This window comes from Pseudomonas rhodesiae, from assembly GCF_013285305.1.
Classification (GTDB): domain Bacteria; phylum Pseudomonadota; class Gammaproteobacteria; order Pseudomonadales; family Pseudomonadaceae; genus Aquipseudomonas; species Aquipseudomonas rhodesiae.
Genome location: NZ_CP054205.1, coordinates 4317238 through 4331264, shown reverse-complemented (window position 1 = coordinate 4331264; position 14027 = coordinate 4317238). Strand labels below are relative to the sequence as shown.

The following is a 14027-nucleotide window of genomic DNA, read 5'->3' as shown; positions in this document are numbered from 1 at the left end:
CGATGCTTGGCTGTCTGATTGTGTTTTTCCCTGCCCGCCGTTTTTGTCCAGCCCCAACGGAGAGCTGCCATGACCGATTCCCCCGACCGCGACGAACGCCACCTGGCGCGCATGCTGCGCAAAAAAGCCGTGATCGACGAGCGCATCGCCAATTCCCCCAATGAGTGCGGTTTGCTGCTGGTGCTGACCGGCAACGGCAAAGGCAAGAGCAGCTCGGCCTTCGGCATGCTGGCCCGGGCCATGGGCCACGGGATGCAGTGCGGTGTGGTGCAGTTCATCAAGGGCCGCCACAGCACCGGCGAAGAGCTGTTCTTCCGGCGCTTCCCCGAACAAGTGCGCTTTCATGTCATGGGCGAAGGCTTCACCTGGGAAACCCAGGACCGCCAACGCGACATCGCCGCCGCCGAAGCCGCCTGGGCTGTGTCCCGCGCGATGCTGCAAGACCCGACTATCGGCCTGGTGGTGCTGGACGAACTGAATATCGCCCTCAAGCACGGCTACCTCGATCTGGACCAAGTGCTCAGCGACCTGCAAGCCCGCCCACCTATGCAGCATGTGGTGGTCACCGGCCGTGGCGCCAAGCCCGAAATGATCGAGATGGGCGACACCGTCACCGAAATGGGCATGCTAAAGCACGCTTTCCAGGCCGGTATCAAGGCACAGAAAGGCGTCGAACTTTGAATCAGCCTCGTCATTGCCCGGCCGTCCTGATCGCCGCACCGGCGTCCGGCCAGGGCAAAACCACCGTCACCGCCGCGCTGGCCCGCTTGCATCGCAACCTGGGGCGCAAGGTGCGGGTGTTCAAATGCGGCCCGGACTTTCTGGACCCGATGATCCACGAGCGCGCCAGCGGTGCGCCGGTGTATCAACTGGACATGTGGATGGTGGGCGAGCAGGAGAGTCGCCGTCTGCTGTGGGAAGCCGCCGGCGAGGCCGATCTGATTCTGATCGAAGGCGTAATGGGCCTGTTCGACGGCACGCCTTCCAGCGCCGACCTGGCGCGGCATTTCGGCGTGCCGGTGCTGGGCGTGATCGACGGCACCGCCATGGCCCAAACCTTCGGTGCCCTGGCCTTGGGCCTGGCGCGTTACCAGCCGGACCTGCCGTTCGCCGGGGTGCTGGCCAACCGTGTCGGTACGCTGCGTCATGCGCAACTGCTCGAAGGCAGCCTCACCGAGGGCCTGCGCTGGTATGGCGCGCTGTCCCGCGAAACCGGGATCGAGCTGCCCAGCCGCCACCTGGGCCTGGTGCAGGCCAGTGAGCTGAATGACCTGGACCTGCGCCTGGACGCCGCCGCCCAAGCCTTGGGCAGCAGTTGCGAAGTGGCGGTGCCGCCGCCGGTCACGTTCGCCGCGCCGACGATCGTCGAAGCCGAACCGCTGCTGGCCGGTGTGCGCATCGCGGTGGCCCGCGACGAAGCCTTCGCGTTTACCTACGGCGCCAGCCTCGACCTCCTACGGGCTATGGGCGCCGAGTTGCACTTCTTCTCACCGATCCACGACCGCGAACTGCCCGACGCCGACAGCCTCTACCTGCCCGGCGGCTATCCGGAGCTGCATCACCAGGCCCTGGCGCAAAACACTACGATGCTGGCCGCCATCCGCGCCCATCACGCGGCCGGCAAACCGTTGCTCGCCGAGTGCGGCGGCATGCTCTACCTGCTGGACTCGCTCACCGATGTCGACGGCAACCGTGCCGAACTGGTGGGCCTGTTGCAGGGCGATGCGGTGATGCAGAAGAAACTCGCCGCCCTGGCCCTGCAAAGCGTCGAATTGCCCGAAGGCGTGCTGCGCGGCCATACCTACCATCATTCCCTGACCAGTACCGAGTGGCAGCCGATTGCCCGTGGCCAAAGCCCTAACGGTGGGCGCGGTGCCGAGGCAGTCTTCCGACAGGGGCGGATGACTGCCTCTTACGTACACTTCTATTTCCCATCGAATCCGACGGCGGTCGCCGCCTTGTTTGCCCCGGACCGAGCTGAAACCCCCTCTACTGTGGGAGGGGGCTTGCCCCCGATAGGGCTATGACCGACAACGCTTTCCCCCAGGCCGACCGCGACGCCGTCTACCGCGCCATCGCCGAACGCCGCGATATGCGCCACTTCAGCGGCGGCAGTGTCGCTTGCGAGGTGTTGCAGCGCCTGCTCCAGGCTGCGCATCAGGCGCCGAGTGTCGGCCTGATGCAGCCGTGGCGCTTTATCCGCATCAGCGACCGCGTCTTGCGTGGGCAAATTCAACAACTGGTGGAAGAGGAGCGCGTGCGCACCGCCGAGGCGCTTGGCGAGCGCTCTGACGAATTTATGAAGCTTAAGGTCGAAGGCATCCACGACTGCGCCGAAGTCCTGGTGGCGGCGCTGATGGACGATCGCGAGCGACATATTTTCGGGCGCCGTACGTTGCCGGAGATGGACATGGCGTCGCTGTCCTGTGCGATCCAGAACCTGTGGCTGGCGGCCCGCGTCGAAGGGCTGGGCATGGGTTGGGTCTCGTTGTTCGAACCCCAGGCCCTGGCTGACCTGCTGGGGTTGCCCGTCGGTGCCAAGCCGCTGGCGGTGTTATGCCTGGGCCCGGTGGCCGAGTTTTACCCGGCACCGATGTTGCAACTCGAAGGCTGGGCCGAACCTCGGCCGCTGAGTGACATGCTGTATGAAAATGTGTGGGGAGTGAGTCGATGAGTGTGGCCTTGCTGTGTGTCGCCGCCGTGGCGCTGGATGCGCTGCTGGGCGAGCCCAAGCGTTGGCATCCGCTGGTGGCGTTCGGCAATTTCGCCGGGCGCATCGAGCAGCGTTTCAACAGCGGCGGGCGCGGCTGGCGCAGCCATGGCGTCACCGCCTGGTTTATCGCGGTGGTGCCGCTGACGCTGCTGGCCACCGCTTTATCGTGGGCGCCCTATATCGGTTGGGTGCTGGAGATCCTCGCGCTGTACTGCGCCCTCGGTATGCGCAGCCTCGGCGAGCATGTGTTGCCGGTGGCCCAGGCATTGCGCGGGGATGACCTTGATGAGGCGCGCAAACGCGTGAGTTATCTGGTAAGCCGCCAGACCAGCGAACTGGACCGCACCGAAGTCGCCCGCGCCGCCACCGAGTCGGTCCTGGAAAACGGCAGCGACGCGGTGTTTGCCGCGCTGTTCTGGTTTGTGATCGCCGGTGTGCCCGGTGTGGTGCTGTACCGCCTCAGCAATACCCTGGACGCCATGTGGGGCTATCGCAACGAACGCTTCGAACGGTTCGGCTGGGCGGCGGCAAAAATCGACGATGTACTCAACTACATTCCCGCGCGTCTGGTGGCGTTGACCTACGCCGTACTCGGCAAAACCGGCCTGGCCCTCAAATGCTGGCGCACCCAGGGCCCGACTTGGGACAGCCCCAACGCCGGTCCGGTCATGGCGTCCGGTGCCGGTGCCTTGGGCGTCGAGTTGGGCGGTGCAGCGATCTATCACGGTGAACTGCACCAACGTCCGCCACTGGGCGAAGGCCCGGCGGCGGATGCGGACGCCATCGAGCGGGGCTGGCAACTGGTGCAGCGCGGCGTATGGTTGTGGCTGCTGATCCTATGCGCGGGGGCGCAATTCTATGCTTGAACATGGCGGGCGACTGCGTAAGGCATCCATTCAATACGGGATCGCCGAAGCCAATTGGTTGGACCTGTCCAGCGGCCTCGCGCCCTGGCCCTGGCCGATCCCAGAGATACCGCTACGGGCCTGGGCACGCCTGCCGGAAAACGACGACGGCCTGGAGCAGGCCGCCAGCGAGTATTACGGCGCGCCCCACCTGTTGCCGGTGCCTGGCTCCCAGGCCGCGATCCAGTTGCTGCCGCGCCTGCGCCGCGCCGGCAAAGTCGGCGTGGTGTCGCCGTGCTACGCCGAACATGCCGAAGCCTGGCGCCGCGCCGGTTATGTGGTGCGCGAGGTCCAGGAGCAGGAAGTGGACTTTTTCCTCGACGGCCTCGACGTGCTGGTGGTGGTCAACCCCAACAACCCCACCGGCCTGAGCTTGAGCCCCCAACGCTTGCTGGATTGGCACGCGCGCCTGGCCCAGCGGGGCGGCTGGCTGGTGGTGGACGAAGCCTTTATGGATGTCACGCCGCATTTGAGCCTGGCGGGTCAGGCCCATCTCGTCGGCTTGATCGTATTGCGTTCGTTCGGCAAGTTTTTCGGCCTGGCTGGAGTGCGCTTGGGCTTTGTCCTGGCCGACCGTAAGTTGCTCAAGCTGCTCGCCGATCAGGTCGGGCCATGGGCAGTCAGCGGGCCGACGCGGGTGTTGGGCCAAGTCTGCCTGCGCGATGCCGAAGGGCAGGCACGCCAGCGTGCGCGTTGCCTGGAGGCCGGCGCGCGTTTGTATGCGTTGCTTGAACAGCGGGGGTTCCAGCCACAAGGCGGCTGCGCGCTGTTCCAATGGCTGATCACGCCGCATGCCGAACGCATGCATGAGTTCATGGCCCAGCGCGGCATCCTGCTGCGCTTGTTCGTTCACAACAGCAGCCTGCGCTTCGGCCTGCCGGACACCGAGGCCGACTGGCTGCGCCTCGACGAAGCCCTGGTCGCCTATAAGGACGCCACATGAGCACGCTGATGGTGCAAGGCACCACCTCCGACGCCGGCAAAAGTACTCTGGTAACCGCGCTGTGCCGTTGGCTGATTCGTCAGAGCGTTGCCGTTGCACCGTTCAAACCGCAGAACATGGCGCTCAACAGCGCCGTGACCGCCGAAGGCGGCGAGATCGGCCGCGCCCAGGCCGTGCAGGCCCAAGCCGCGCGGCTGGCGCCCCACACCGACATGAACCCGGTGCTGCTCAAACCCAACAGTGACACCGGCTCCCAGGTGATCATCCATGGCCGCGCCGTGACCAGCATGAACGCCGTGGCCTATCACGATTACAAAGCCATCGCCATGCAGGCCGTGCTGGCCTCCCATGCGCGACTGAGCGCGGCCTACCCAGTGGTCATGGTCGAAGGGGCGGGATCCCCGGCGGAGATCAACCTGCGCGCCAACGACATCGCCAACATGGGCTTCGCCGAAGCGGTGGACTGCCCAGTGCTGCTGATCGCCGATATCAATCGCGGCGGTGTGTTCGCTCACTTGGTGGGCACTTTGGAATTGCTCTCGCCCAGCGAGCAGGCGCGGGTCAAGGGCTTCATCATCAACCGCTTTCGCGGCGATATTGCGCTGTTGCAGCCAGGCCTGGATTGGCTTGAGGCACGCACCGGTAAGCCGGTGGTGGGGGTTCTGCCCTATGTGATGGATTTGCACCTGGAGGCCGAAGACGGCATCGACCGGCGCCAGATCGACAAAGCCGCCCAGGTCCTCAAGGTGGTGGTGCCGGTGCTGCCGCGCATCAGCAACCATACGGATTTCGACCCGCTGCGCCTGCACCCCCAGGTGGACTTGCAATTTATCGGCCCGGGCCAAGCGATCCCGGCCGCCGACCTGATTATCCTGCCGGGCTCTAAAAGCGTGCGCAGCGACCTCGCCTACCTGCGCGCCAATGGCTGGGACAGTGCCGTGGCGCGGCACTTGCGCTACGGCGGCAAGGTGCTGGGTATTTGCGGCGGCCTGCAGATGCTCGGCGAGCAGGTGCACGACCCCCTGGGTCTGGAAGGGCCTTCCGGTTCCAGCGATGGCCTGGGGCTGCTGGCCTTCAGCACGACCCTGGAGGAAGAGAAGCAATTGCGCAATGTGCGCGGCCGTTTGCTGCTGGAAGACGTCGAGGTCAGCGGTTATGAAATTCACGCGGGGGTAACGTCCGGCCAGGCTCTGGCGAGCCCAGCCGTGCGCCTGGACGACGGCCGCCATGACGGCGCGCGCAGTGCCGACGGGCAGATCCTCGGCACCTACCTGCACGGCCTGTTCGAAACGCCGGCCGCATGTAGCGCGCTGTTGCGCTGGGCGGGGCTGGCGGATGTGCAGGAGGTGGACTATCACGCCCTGCGCGAGCGCGATATCGAGCGTTTGGCGGATCTGGTGGAGCAGCATTTGGATACCGATTTATTGCGCAGTCTGTGTGGAGTGGCCCCATGCACCAACTGATCCTCGGCGGCGCCCGCTCCGGCAAGAGTCGCCTGGCGGAAACGCTCGCGGTGGACACGGCGTTGCCGGTCATTTATGTCGCCACCAGCCAACCCCAGGACGGCGAGATGAACGCACGGGTGGCCTTGCATCGCCAGCGTCGACCGGGGCACTGGGGCTTGATCGAAGAACCGATCGAGCTGGCGCGGGTGCTGCGTGAACACGCCGCCGCCGACCGCTGCCTGCTGGTGGATTGCCTGACCCTGTGGCTGACCAACCTGCTGATGCTCGAAGATCCGCAGCGCCTGGCGCTGGAGCGCGACCACTTGCTGGAGACCCTGGCCACGCTGCCGGGGGAGATTATTTTTGTCAGCAACGAGACCGGTCTGGGTGTCGTGCCGCTGGGCGAATTGACTCGCCGCTACGTGGATGAAGCCGGTTGGCTGCATCAAGCCTTGGCCGAGCGGTGTCAGCGCGTGGTGCTGACGGTCGCCGGACTGCCCCTGACATTGAAAGGTACTGCGTTATGACTGACACCTGGTGGCTCAACCCCTGTAAGCCTGTCGACACCGAGGCGTACGAAAACGCCTTGGCACGCCAGCAGCAATTGACCAAACCCGCCGGCTCCCTCGGCCAGCTGGAAGCGTTGGCGGTGCAATTGGCCGGCTTGCAGGGGCGAGTCAAGCCTGCGGTGGATCAGCTGTGGATCGCGATCTTTGCCGGCGATCACGGCGTGGTGGCCGAAGGGGTGTCGGCGTTTCCCCAGGCGGTGACCGGGCAGATGCTGCACAACTTTGTCAGTGGCGGGGCCGCCATCAGCGTGCTTGCCCGGCAATTGGAGGCGCGTCTGGAAGTGGTCGACCTGGGCACGGTGACACCGTCCCTGGACCTGCCGGGTGTGCGTCACCTGAATATCGGCGCGGGTACGGCCAATTTCGTCGACGGCCCGGCGATGAGCGTCGCTCAGGGGCGGTTGGCGTTGCAGGCCGGACGTGACAGCGCACAGCGCGCATTGGAACATGGCACGCAGCTGTTTATCGGCGGCGAAATGGGCATCGGCAACACCACGGCGGCAAGCGCGCTGGCCTGTGCCTTGCTCGATTGCCGAGTCAGCGACCTCACCGGTCCTGGCACCGGCTTGAATGCCCAGGGCGTCAGTCACAAGGTGGCGGTGATTGAGCGTGCATTGGCACGGCATGCTGCCCAGCGCGGCGATGTGTTGCAGACGCTGTTCAACCTGGGCGGCTTTGAAATCGCCGCGTTGGTGGGCGCCTACCTCGCCTGCGCCCAGGCCGGCATCGTGGTGCTGGTGGACGGGTTTATCTGCAGCGTCGCCGCATTGGTGGCCACGCGTTTGAATCCAGCCAGTCGCCCGTGGCTGCTGTTTGGCCATCGCGGTGCCGAGCCGGGCCACCGTCATGTGCTGCAACACCTGGACGCGCAACCGTTGCTGGACATGGGCCTGCGCCTGGGCGAAGGCAGCGGCGCGGCGCTGGCGGTGCCGTTGCTGCGCTTGGCCTGTGCGCTGCACGGGCAGATGGCGACCTTCGCCGAAGCTGCCGTGGCGGATCGCCCGGCATGACCTTGCACCTGGACCTGCTGCGCCACGGTGAAACCGAGCTGGGCGGCGGCCTGCGCGGCAGCCTGGACGACGCGCTTACCGCCAACGGTTGGGCGCAGATGCGCGCCGCCGTGGCGCAACAAGGCCCGTGGGACCGGCTGATCAGTTCGCCCCTGCAACGCTGCGCGCGGTTTGCCGACGAGCTGGGGGCCCGGCTCAATGTGCCGGTGAGTCTGGAAAAAGATTTGCAGGAATTGCACTTCGGCGCGTGGGAAGGGCAGAGCGCAGCGGCGTTGATGCAAACAGATGCCGAGGGGTTGGGACGCTTCTGGGCCGATCCCTACCGCTTCACGCCGCCCGAGGGCGAGCCGGTTGAGGATTTTTCCGAGCGGGTTCTGGGTGCTGTCGCACGCCTGCATCAGGCGTATGCCGGTGAGCGCGTCCTGTTGATCAGTCATGGCGGGGTGATGCGTCTGTTGCTGGCCCGCGCGAGGGGGTTGCCTCGTGAGCACTTATTGAATGTCGAAGTCGGCCACGGTGGGTTGTTCAGCCTGCGTGTCGCCGCCGATGGCGCGTTGTGGGAAGGAAGCTGACGATGTTGCCGTTCTGGATCGCCTTGCAATTTCTGAGCAGCCTGCCGATTCGCCTGCCAGGCATGCCGCAGCCGCAGGAAATGGGACGCTCGTTGCTGTTTTACCCGGCGGTCGGTGGGGTGTTCGGTGTGCTGTTGTGGGGGCTGAGTATCGCATTGACGGGCGCGCCGTTGCTGCTGCACGCGGCGCTGCTGCTGACGGCCTGGGTCTTGCTCAGCGGCGGCTTGCACCTGGACGGTCTGGCGGACAGCGCTGACGCCTGGCTGGGTGGCTTCGGTGATCGCGAACGCACCCTCACTATCATGAAAGATCCGCGCAGTGGGCCGATTGCCGTGGTGACGTTGGGCCTGGTGTTGCTGCTCAAATTCAGTGCGTTGGTTGCCTTGATCGAACAGCACAACACCGCGGCATTGATCCTCGCGCCGTTGATCGGCCGGGCGTCGATGCTCGCGTTGTTCCTGAGTACGCGTTATGTGCGTGCCGGCGGCTTGGGTCAGGCATTGTCGGAGCATTTACCAAGGGCTGTGGGGCAGCAGGTGCTGATCCTCAGCGGTCTGGCGTGCCTGCTAATCGGTGGGTTCGGCGGCGGGGTTGCGGTGCTGCTGGCGGCTATCGCCTTTGTAGGCCTGCGCCAATTGATGATCAATCGCCTCGGCGGCACCACCGGCGACACCGCCGGTGCGCTGCTGGAGCTGCTGGAAGTCGTGGTATTGGTCGGCTTGGCGCTGTAACACTTTCTTGCATTTGCTCAATCGCGGGTATATACACGTTCCATGCTTGCCTCCCAATGTTTATGCACCAACCTGCGACGTGCCGCCCGTGGCGTCAGCAGGCATTACGACGGCGCCCTCGACGGCTTCGGGATCAACGTTGCCCAGTATTCTTTGTTGAGCAACCTGCAACGCCTGGATCAACCGAGTATTTCCAGCCTGGCCGATGCGATGGGGCTGGATCGCAGTACCCTGGGCCGCAACCTACGGGTGCTGGAGGGTGAAGGGCTGGTCAAACTGGTGGAAGGCGATGATTTGCGCAATCGCCTGGTGCAGCTCACCGCAACCGGTGAAGCACGCCTGGCCGCCGCGTTGCCGGCCTGGGAAGCGGCACAGCGGAAACTGATCGATAAATTGGGCGCGCAAAAACGTGAAACCCTGTTGGCCTTGCTGGATGAACTCGCCTGAACGCGGGTTTGTTCGATGATAAGCGGGTATATACCCGCGAACGGAGAATAAGAAATGACCTCGATGTGGCGCACCAGTGGCTGGGTTCTTTTGGGGAGTGCGCTGATCCTGGCGTTATCGTTGGGCGTGCGGCACGGGTTCGGCCTGTTTCTCGCGCCGATGAGTACCGAATTCGGCTGGGGCCGTGAAACCTTCGCCTTTGCCATCGCCTTGCAGAACCTGATCTGGGGCCTGGCGCAGCCGTTCACCGGCGCGTTGGCGGACCGCTTCGGCGCCACCAAAGCGGTGTTTGTCGGCGGTGTTTTATACGCGGCGGGCCTGGTGCTGATGGGCATGTCCGATTCAGCGTGGTCGCTGTCGTTAAGCGCGGGCTTGCTGATCGGAATGGGCCTGTCGGGCACTTCATTCTCGGTGATCCTGGGGGTGGTGGGCCGCGCCGTGGCTCCGGAAAAACGCAGCATGGCCATGGGCATCGCCAGCGCTGCCGGGTCGTTCGGCCAGTTCGCCATGGTTCCGGGCACCTTGGGCCTGATCGGTTGGCTGGGCTGGTCCGCCGCATTGTTGGCGCTGGGCTTGATGGTGGCGTTGATTCTGCCGCTGGTCAGCATGCTCAAGGATCGGCCGCTGCCGGTCATGGCCGGCCAGCAGACCCTGGGTGAAGCGCTCAAGGAAGCCTGCGCTCACTCCGGGTTCTGGTTGCTGGCCTTTGGGTTTTTTGTGTGCGGTTTCCAAGTGGTATTTATCGGTGTGCACCTGCCGGCCTATCTGGTGGACCAGCATCTGCCGGCGACCGTCGGCACCACGGTGCTGGCGCTGATTGGTCTGTTCAATATTTTCGGCACCTATACCGCCGGTTGGCTCGGCGGGCGCATGTCCAAGCCGCGCCTGCTGACGGCTTTGTACCTGCTGCGGGCGGTTGTGATCGTGCTGTTTCTGTGGGCGCCGGTCACAGAGATGTCGGCCTACCTGTTCGGCATGGCCATGGGCTTCTTGTGGCTGTCCACCGTGCCGCTGACCAACGGCACCGTTGCGACGCTGTTTGGTGTACGCAACCTGTCCATGCTCGGTGGCATCGTGTTTCTGTTCCACCAACTCGGTTCATTCCTCGGTGGGTGGTTGGGCGGGGTGGTCTATGATCGAACCGGCAACTACGATTTGATCTGGCAGATGGCAATTCTGTTGAGCCTGCTCGCCGCGGCCCTGAATTGGCCGGTGCGCGAGCGGCCGGTGGCGCGTTTGCAGGCGCAGATGGAGGTGGCATGAGTTCGACCTGGTATTGGCTCGGCGGCGCAGCAGCCACGGCGCTGCTGCTGGCGCTGGCCTGGTGGGGTTGGCAGCGCGGCGGTCTGGCGTTGATGCAACTGGGCATGTCGATCTGTTAAGTTCGATCCCTGAATTCTTAAAAGGATATTTCCCCATGCAGATGCGCTGGTTTGCAGTACCCGTGCTGATGGCGGCCTTTGGCGGTGTGGCGATGGCCGCCGACTGCCCACCCTTGCTGGAGGGGCAATTGCCGAAGTTGCGCGCCAAGGAGACCATCGATCTGTGCCAGCGCTTTGTCGGCAAGCCGCTGGTGATCGTCAATACCGCGAGCTTCTGTGGTTTCGCCCCGCAGTTCAAAGGTCTTGAGGCACTGTACCAACGCTACAAGGACCAGGGCTTGGAAGTGATCGGCGTGCCCTCCGATGATTTCAAGCAGGAAGCCAAGACCGGCGAAGAGACGGCCAAGGTCTGCTACGTCAACTACGGCGTGACCTTCACCATGACCGAACCGCAGAAGGTCAAAGGCCCGGACGCGGTGCATTTGTTCAAAGTGCTGGCGCAGCAGAGCAATGCGCCGAAGTGGAATTTCTACAAGTACGTGGTTGACCGTCAGGGCAACGTAATTGCCGATTTTTCCAGCCTGACCAAGCCGGACAGTCCGGATCTGATCGAGGCGGTGGAGCAGGCGCTGGCCTCCAAACCCTGATCGACACCCATTGAAAAGCCCCGCCTCCTTTGCAGGAGAGCGGGGCTTTTTTACGCCTCGGTGAAATCAGAAGCGATAGGTCATGCCCAGGCCGAAACCATTGGCGCTGTTTTCGTACTTGGCGTTGTAGCTGGCCAATTGGTTGGAGCGCGCAATCTTGACGTCTTCTTCCTTCAGGTAGGAGTAGGCCACGTCGACCGTCATGTTTGGCATGACCTCGTAACCCAGGCCCAGGCTGAAGATGGTGCGATCACCGGTAGGAATACGCGGCGAACGGTCAGTGTTGTTGGTCGGCGACTGGTCGAACGTCAAGCCGGTACGCAGTACCACCTGCTTGGTCAACTGATACGACGTGCCCAGGGCGTAGGCCCAGGTATCGTGCCAGTTCTGTTCTTCCTTGATGGTGCCGACCAGCGCGGGAGCCAGCGCGCCGCCCGTTGCGCCACCCACGACGCCTTCGTTCTTGACTGTGATGTCTTTCAGGCGGCTCCAGCGGGTCCAGGTGGCACCGGCATAAAGTTTCCAGGCGTCGGTCAGGTCCTGAGTCACCGACAGGTCGTAGGACTCAGGGGTGTCGATCTTCAGCGACGCGTCGTAGCGGTTGCTACGCAACAGGCCCGAAGTAGCGGCGGGTGCGCTCACCTCAGTGTGGCCGTCCAGCTTGTAGCTGACTTTGGAGTGGTAGGTCAGGCCCACGCGAGTGGTGTCGGTGGCTTGTACCAGTACGCCGACGTTGAAGCCCAGCGCGGTGTCATCACCTTTGATCTTGATGTTGGTGTCTGGCGCCGCTGGGTTGAACGACAGGTCCGATTCCAGGGTACCGGCGATGCGGTTGATGGTCGGGCCGAAACCGACCGAAACGCGATCATTGAAGGCGTAGCTGACGGTCGGCTGGAAAGTGATGACTTTCACTTCGCTGTTGCTGCCGAAGCTACGGCCCTGGAAGCCTTTCTCGTAGTCGGTCACCAGGCCAAACGGTGCGTACACGCCAAAACCGACAGCCCACTGATCGTTGAGTTTATTGGTGTAGAAACCGAAAGGCACGGCAGTGAAAGGCACCATATCGCCTTTGTTGCTGCCGCGAGAGCGGCCGCTGACGTCGCTGATATCGGTGGAGGCATCAATGGCTGCTACGCCGCCAGTGATTTGCTGGCCATTCAGGCGAGCCATACCGGCAGGGTTGCCGTAAACAGTGCTTGCATCATCGGCAGTGGACGAGCGACCTGCGAAACCCGTACCCATCCCGCTGACACTCTGTTCGTTGAGTGCGAAACCGCTTGCGAACAGTTGGGAGGAGGCCATGGCAACGGCGAGGCTAAGTGTGGTCTTGAGCATTACTTTTTTCATTATTAGAACTCCGTGGTGATCACCGCTGCGGAAAGTATCAATAAATTACACAACGCGCTACAGGCTGTAACGCTGGAGATAGAGCGGTTTTGTAGGACAATCCGACCAAAATTCGCGTTTTTTGCCGAATCTTGCAAATTGCCCGGTTAACAGGCCATGTGTTTCTTGGGCGAAACACAGGTTTGCCAGGCTTGGGTGAAATCTCGCAGTCGTCCTTGAGGATGAAATATTTCTTTCCAGATGCGGGCCATGCCTAAAACATCGCCGGGCGGTGGCAGGGCGGCGGCATGTTGTTCCACCAGAAGCCAAGCGATGGCAGTGGCGTAACGCAGGTTGACGGTGAGTTCAAGCTGAGGAGCGCTGAGAAACGCGTGCTGGCTGGCCAAGCCGCGCACCAGGCTGGCCCGGTCCGGGTCCAGCGCCAGGTAGGTGTCCCACAGGGTGCGATGGCACGGTTCAGTGATGCTGTATAGGCCATGACCACGCCGATCATGCAGCGCCGAGCCCAATTCGGATTGGCTGGCAGCGATACCCAGCAGCAGGGACTCCGCGTTCGGGTCGTGACGGCCGAGGTACATCAAGGTCGGCCGGATCACATATCGACACAATTCGCTGGCAGCGATACCCATAAGCGTCTCAATCCATAAAAAAGGGTAGGCGAGACCTGAGACAGTGGGGCTTGGCAGCGGTGGATCGGATCTCAGGCTCGCCGGAAGCGGATCATGCCGCTTGAGTTGAAGTGTAGTGTCATATTCGTGATGTAAAGGCCTGTTTTTAAAACATCTTATTCATTTAGTTATATCGTTTATATCTAATTGAACTTAACCGAAATCGGTAGAACATTTATTTCGGGCAATAAAAAACCCTGTGGGTTAAACAGGGTTTTTTGTGTTTCAGCGACTCGGGTCGATCAGGCAACCAGTGCCTGGCGGGTACGCTCGATCACGGCCTGCAGCGGTTCTGCGCTGGAGTATTGATCGGGGTACAGGCGTTCGCTATGACGGGCGATGCCATGTTCGTTGACCAGGGTGAAGCTGAAGCAGCCTTTGCGAGCGGCCATGATCAGGCAGTTCATTGGAGCAAAAGCGTTGGTAAGGGTGCGAATGGCATCCTGAGTATGGATTTGAGTGGACATATTATTGGTGTTCCTACAAATGACACGGTTAAGAACCGTGCAACGTTAAAACGTTCCAGTGACGTTGATCACCATTGATCAAACGAAGAACCCGACTGGAACAAAGCAGCCAGTTTGAAGCGCTATTCAATAAGGCGCGCTTGGGCTGGCAGGTAGGTACTTAGGAGGGCAGGCAACACGACAAGGGCAAAGGTTCTGGGCCCGGGGTGAAGATCCTGATCAATTTGCAGGTTGGTTCGGT

General features: G+C 62.9%; 17 protein-coding genes. 14 read left to right on the top strand and 3 right to left on the bottom strand.

The annotated features are described in order from the left end of the window. Positions 1 to 69 precede the first annotated feature (69 nt). The 14 genes from cobO to HRH33_RS19470 are packed head-to-tail and all read left to right on the top strand — an operon-like array spanning position 70 to position 11304. Positions 70 to 681, top strand: a complete 612-nt coding sequence (gene cobO / locus HRH33_RS19530; protein ID WP_034099587.1) for a cob(I)yrinic acid a,c-diamide adenosyltransferase — start codon at positions 70 to 72, stop codon at positions 679 to 681. Next, positions 678 to 2027 carry a cobyrinic acid a,c-diamide synthase CobB gene (locus HRH33_RS19525; protein ID WP_167416897.1) on the top strand — a complete coding sequence of 450 codons (1350 nt, stop codon included), beginning with the start codon at positions 678 to 680 and terminating at the stop codon, positions 2025 to 2027. The genes cobO and HRH33_RS19525 overlap by 4 nt, the downstream gene beginning before the upstream one ends. Beyond that, entirely contained in the window at positions 2024 to 2674 is a 651-nt protein-coding gene (gene bluB / locus HRH33_RS19520; protein ID WP_167416898.1) for a 5,6-dimethylbenzimidazole synthase, read from the top strand. Before HRH33_RS19525 ends, bluB begins: the two co-directional genes overlap by 4 nt. After that, complete coding sequence (cbiB, locus tag HRH33_RS19515) at positions 2671 to 3579, top strand: adenosylcobinamide-phosphate synthase CbiB (RefSeq protein ID WP_094064960.1); 909 nt, start codon at positions 2671 to 2673, stop codon at positions 3577 to 3579. The genes bluB and cbiB overlap by 4 nt, the downstream gene beginning before the upstream one ends. After that, positions 3572 to 4561: a threonine-phosphate decarboxylase CobD gene (gene cobD / locus HRH33_RS19510; protein ID WP_167416899.1), complete on the top strand. Its 990-nt coding sequence runs from the start codon at positions 3572 to 3574 to the stop codon at positions 4559 to 4561. Before cbiB ends, cobD begins: the two co-directional genes overlap by 8 nt. Next, positions 4558 to 6024, top strand: a complete 1467-nt coding sequence (locus tag HRH33_RS19505) for a cobyric acid synthase (RefSeq protein ID WP_167416900.1) — start codon at positions 4558 to 4560, stop codon at positions 6022 to 6024. Before cobD ends, HRH33_RS19505 begins: the two co-directional genes overlap by 4 nt. Then, on the top strand, positions 6012 to 6533 hold the full coding sequence (gene cobU / locus HRH33_RS19500) for a bifunctional adenosylcobinamide kinase/adenosylcobinamide-phosphate guanylyltransferase (RefSeq protein ID WP_167416901.1): 522 nt from the start codon (positions 6012 to 6014) through the stop codon (positions 6531 to 6533). Before HRH33_RS19505 ends, cobU begins: the two co-directional genes overlap by 13 nt. Next, a complete protein-coding gene (cobT, locus tag HRH33_RS19495; RefSeq protein ID WP_167416902.1) occupies positions 6530 to 7585 on the top strand; it encodes a nicotinate-nucleotide--dimethylbenzimidazole phosphoribosyltransferase in 1056 nt (351 codons plus the stop codon). Before cobU ends, cobT begins: the two co-directional genes overlap by 4 nt. Further along, entirely contained in the window at positions 7582 to 8157 is a 576-nt protein-coding gene (gene cobC, locus HRH33_RS19490) for an alpha-ribazole phosphatase family protein (RefSeq protein ID WP_123478887.1), read from the top strand. Before cobT ends, cobC begins: the two co-directional genes overlap by 4 nt. A 2-nt stretch (positions 8158 to 8159) precedes the next feature. Further along, positions 8160 to 8888, top strand: a complete 729-nt coding sequence (locus tag HRH33_RS19485; protein WP_034138876.1) for an adenosylcobinamide-GDP ribazoletransferase — start codon at positions 8160 to 8162, stop codon at positions 8886 to 8888. A gap of 42 nt (positions 8889 to 8930) precedes the next feature. Next, complete coding sequence (locus HRH33_RS19480) at positions 8931 to 9335, top strand: MarR family winged helix-turn-helix transcriptional regulator (RefSeq protein WP_034138875.1); 405 nt, start codon at positions 8931 to 8933, stop codon at positions 9333 to 9335. A 54-nt stretch (positions 9336 to 9389) separates the two neighbouring features. After that, the gene (locus tag HRH33_RS19475) at positions 9390 to 10598 is read left to right on the top strand and encodes an MFS transporter (protein ID WP_034138874.1); all 1209 of its coding nucleotides are present in this window, start codon (positions 9390 to 9392) and stop codon (positions 10596 to 10598) included. Beyond that, complete coding sequence (locus tag HRH33_RS26530) at positions 10595 to 10717, top strand: hypothetical protein (protein ID WP_259743746.1); 123 nt, start codon at positions 10595 to 10597, stop codon at positions 10715 to 10717. Before HRH33_RS19475 ends, HRH33_RS26530 begins: the two co-directional genes overlap by 4 nt. 35 nt (positions 10718 to 10752) lie before the next feature. After that, a complete protein-coding gene (locus HRH33_RS19470; RefSeq protein WP_094064952.1) occupies positions 10753 to 11304 on the top strand; it encodes a glutathione peroxidase in 552 nt (183 codons plus the stop codon). Positions 11305 to 11370: 66 nt separating this feature from the next. Here the strand turns inward: HRH33_RS19470 and HRH33_RS19465 are convergent, their stop codons facing one another. The 3 genes from HRH33_RS19465 to HRH33_RS19455 form a co-directional block, all read right to left on the bottom strand. Further along, on the bottom strand, positions 11371 to 12651 hold the full coding sequence (locus HRH33_RS19465; RefSeq protein WP_034138873.1) for an OmpP1/FadL family transporter: 1281 nt from the start codon (positions 12649 to 12651) through the stop codon (positions 11371 to 11373). A gap of 146 nt (positions 12652 to 12797) precedes the next feature. Next, on the bottom strand, positions 12798 to 13280 hold the full coding sequence (locus HRH33_RS19460) for a hypothetical protein (protein WP_034099561.1): 483 nt from the start codon (positions 13278 to 13280) through the stop codon (positions 12798 to 12800). A 281-nt stretch (positions 13281 to 13561) separates the two neighbouring features. After that, complete coding sequence (locus HRH33_RS19455; RefSeq protein WP_007898912.1) at positions 13562 to 13786, bottom strand: hypothetical protein; 225 nt, start codon at positions 13784 to 13786, stop codon at positions 13562 to 13564. Positions 13787 to 14027 lie beyond the last annotated feature (241 nt).

Bases quoted from the DNA above. Each gene is read 5' to 3' on its own strand.
- HRH33_RS19485 (WP_034138876.1), top strand. From the start codon at position 8,160: ATGTTGCCGTTCTGGATCGCCTTGCAATTTCTGAGCAGCCTGCCGATT.
- cbiB (WP_094064960.1), top strand. From the start codon at position 2,671: ATGAGTGTGGCCTTGCTGTGTGTCGCCGCCGTGGCGCTGGATGCGCTG.
- cobU (WP_167416901.1), top strand. From the start codon at position 6,012: ATGCACCAACTGATCCTCGGCGGCGCCCGCTCCGGCAAGAGTCGCCTG.
- cobO (WP_034099587.1), top strand. From the start codon at position 70: ATGACCGATTCCCCCGACCGCGACGAACGCCACCTGGCGCGCATGCTG.
- cobT (WP_167416902.1), top strand. From the start codon at position 6,530: ATGACTGACACCTGGTGGCTCAACCCCTGTAAGCCTGTCGACACCGAG.
- HRH33_RS19455 (WP_007898912.1), bottom strand. From the start codon at position 13,786: ATGTCCACTCAAATCCATACTCAGGATGCCATTCGCACCCTTACCAAC.
- HRH33_RS19460 (WP_034099561.1), bottom strand. From the start codon at position 13,280: ATGGGTATCGCTGCCAGCGAATTGTGTCGATATGTGATCCGGCCGACC.
- HRH33_RS26530 (WP_259743746.1), top strand. From the start codon at position 10,595: ATGAGTTCGACCTGGTATTGGCTCGGCGGCGCAGCAGCCACGGCGCTG.
- cobC (WP_123478887.1), top strand. From the start codon at position 7,582: ATGACCTTGCACCTGGACCTGCTGCGCCACGGTGAAACCGAGCTGGGC.
- cobD (WP_167416899.1), top strand. From the start codon at position 3,572: ATGCTTGAACATGGCGGGCGACTGCGTAAGGCATCCATTCAATACGGG.
- HRH33_RS19465 (WP_034138873.1), bottom strand. From the start codon at position 12,651: ATGAAAAAAGTAATGCTCAAGACCACACTTAGCCTCGCCGTTGCCATG.
- HRH33_RS19475 (WP_034138874.1), top strand. From the start codon at position 9,390: ATGACCTCGATGTGGCGCACCAGTGGCTGGGTTCTTTTGGGGAGTGCG.
- HRH33_RS19480 (WP_034138875.1), top strand. From the start codon at position 8,931: ATGCTTGCCTCCCAATGTTTATGCACCAACCTGCGACGTGCCGCCCGT.
- HRH33_RS19470 (WP_094064952.1), top strand. From the start codon at position 10,753: ATGCAGATGCGCTGGTTTGCAGTACCCGTGCTGATGGCGGCCTTTGGC.
- HRH33_RS19505 (WP_167416900.1), top strand. From the start codon at position 4,558: ATGAGCACGCTGATGGTGCAAGGCACCACCTCCGACGCCGGCAAAAGT.
- bluB (WP_167416898.1), top strand. From the start codon at position 2,024: ATGACCGACAACGCTTTCCCCCAGGCCGACCGCGACGCCGTCTACCGC.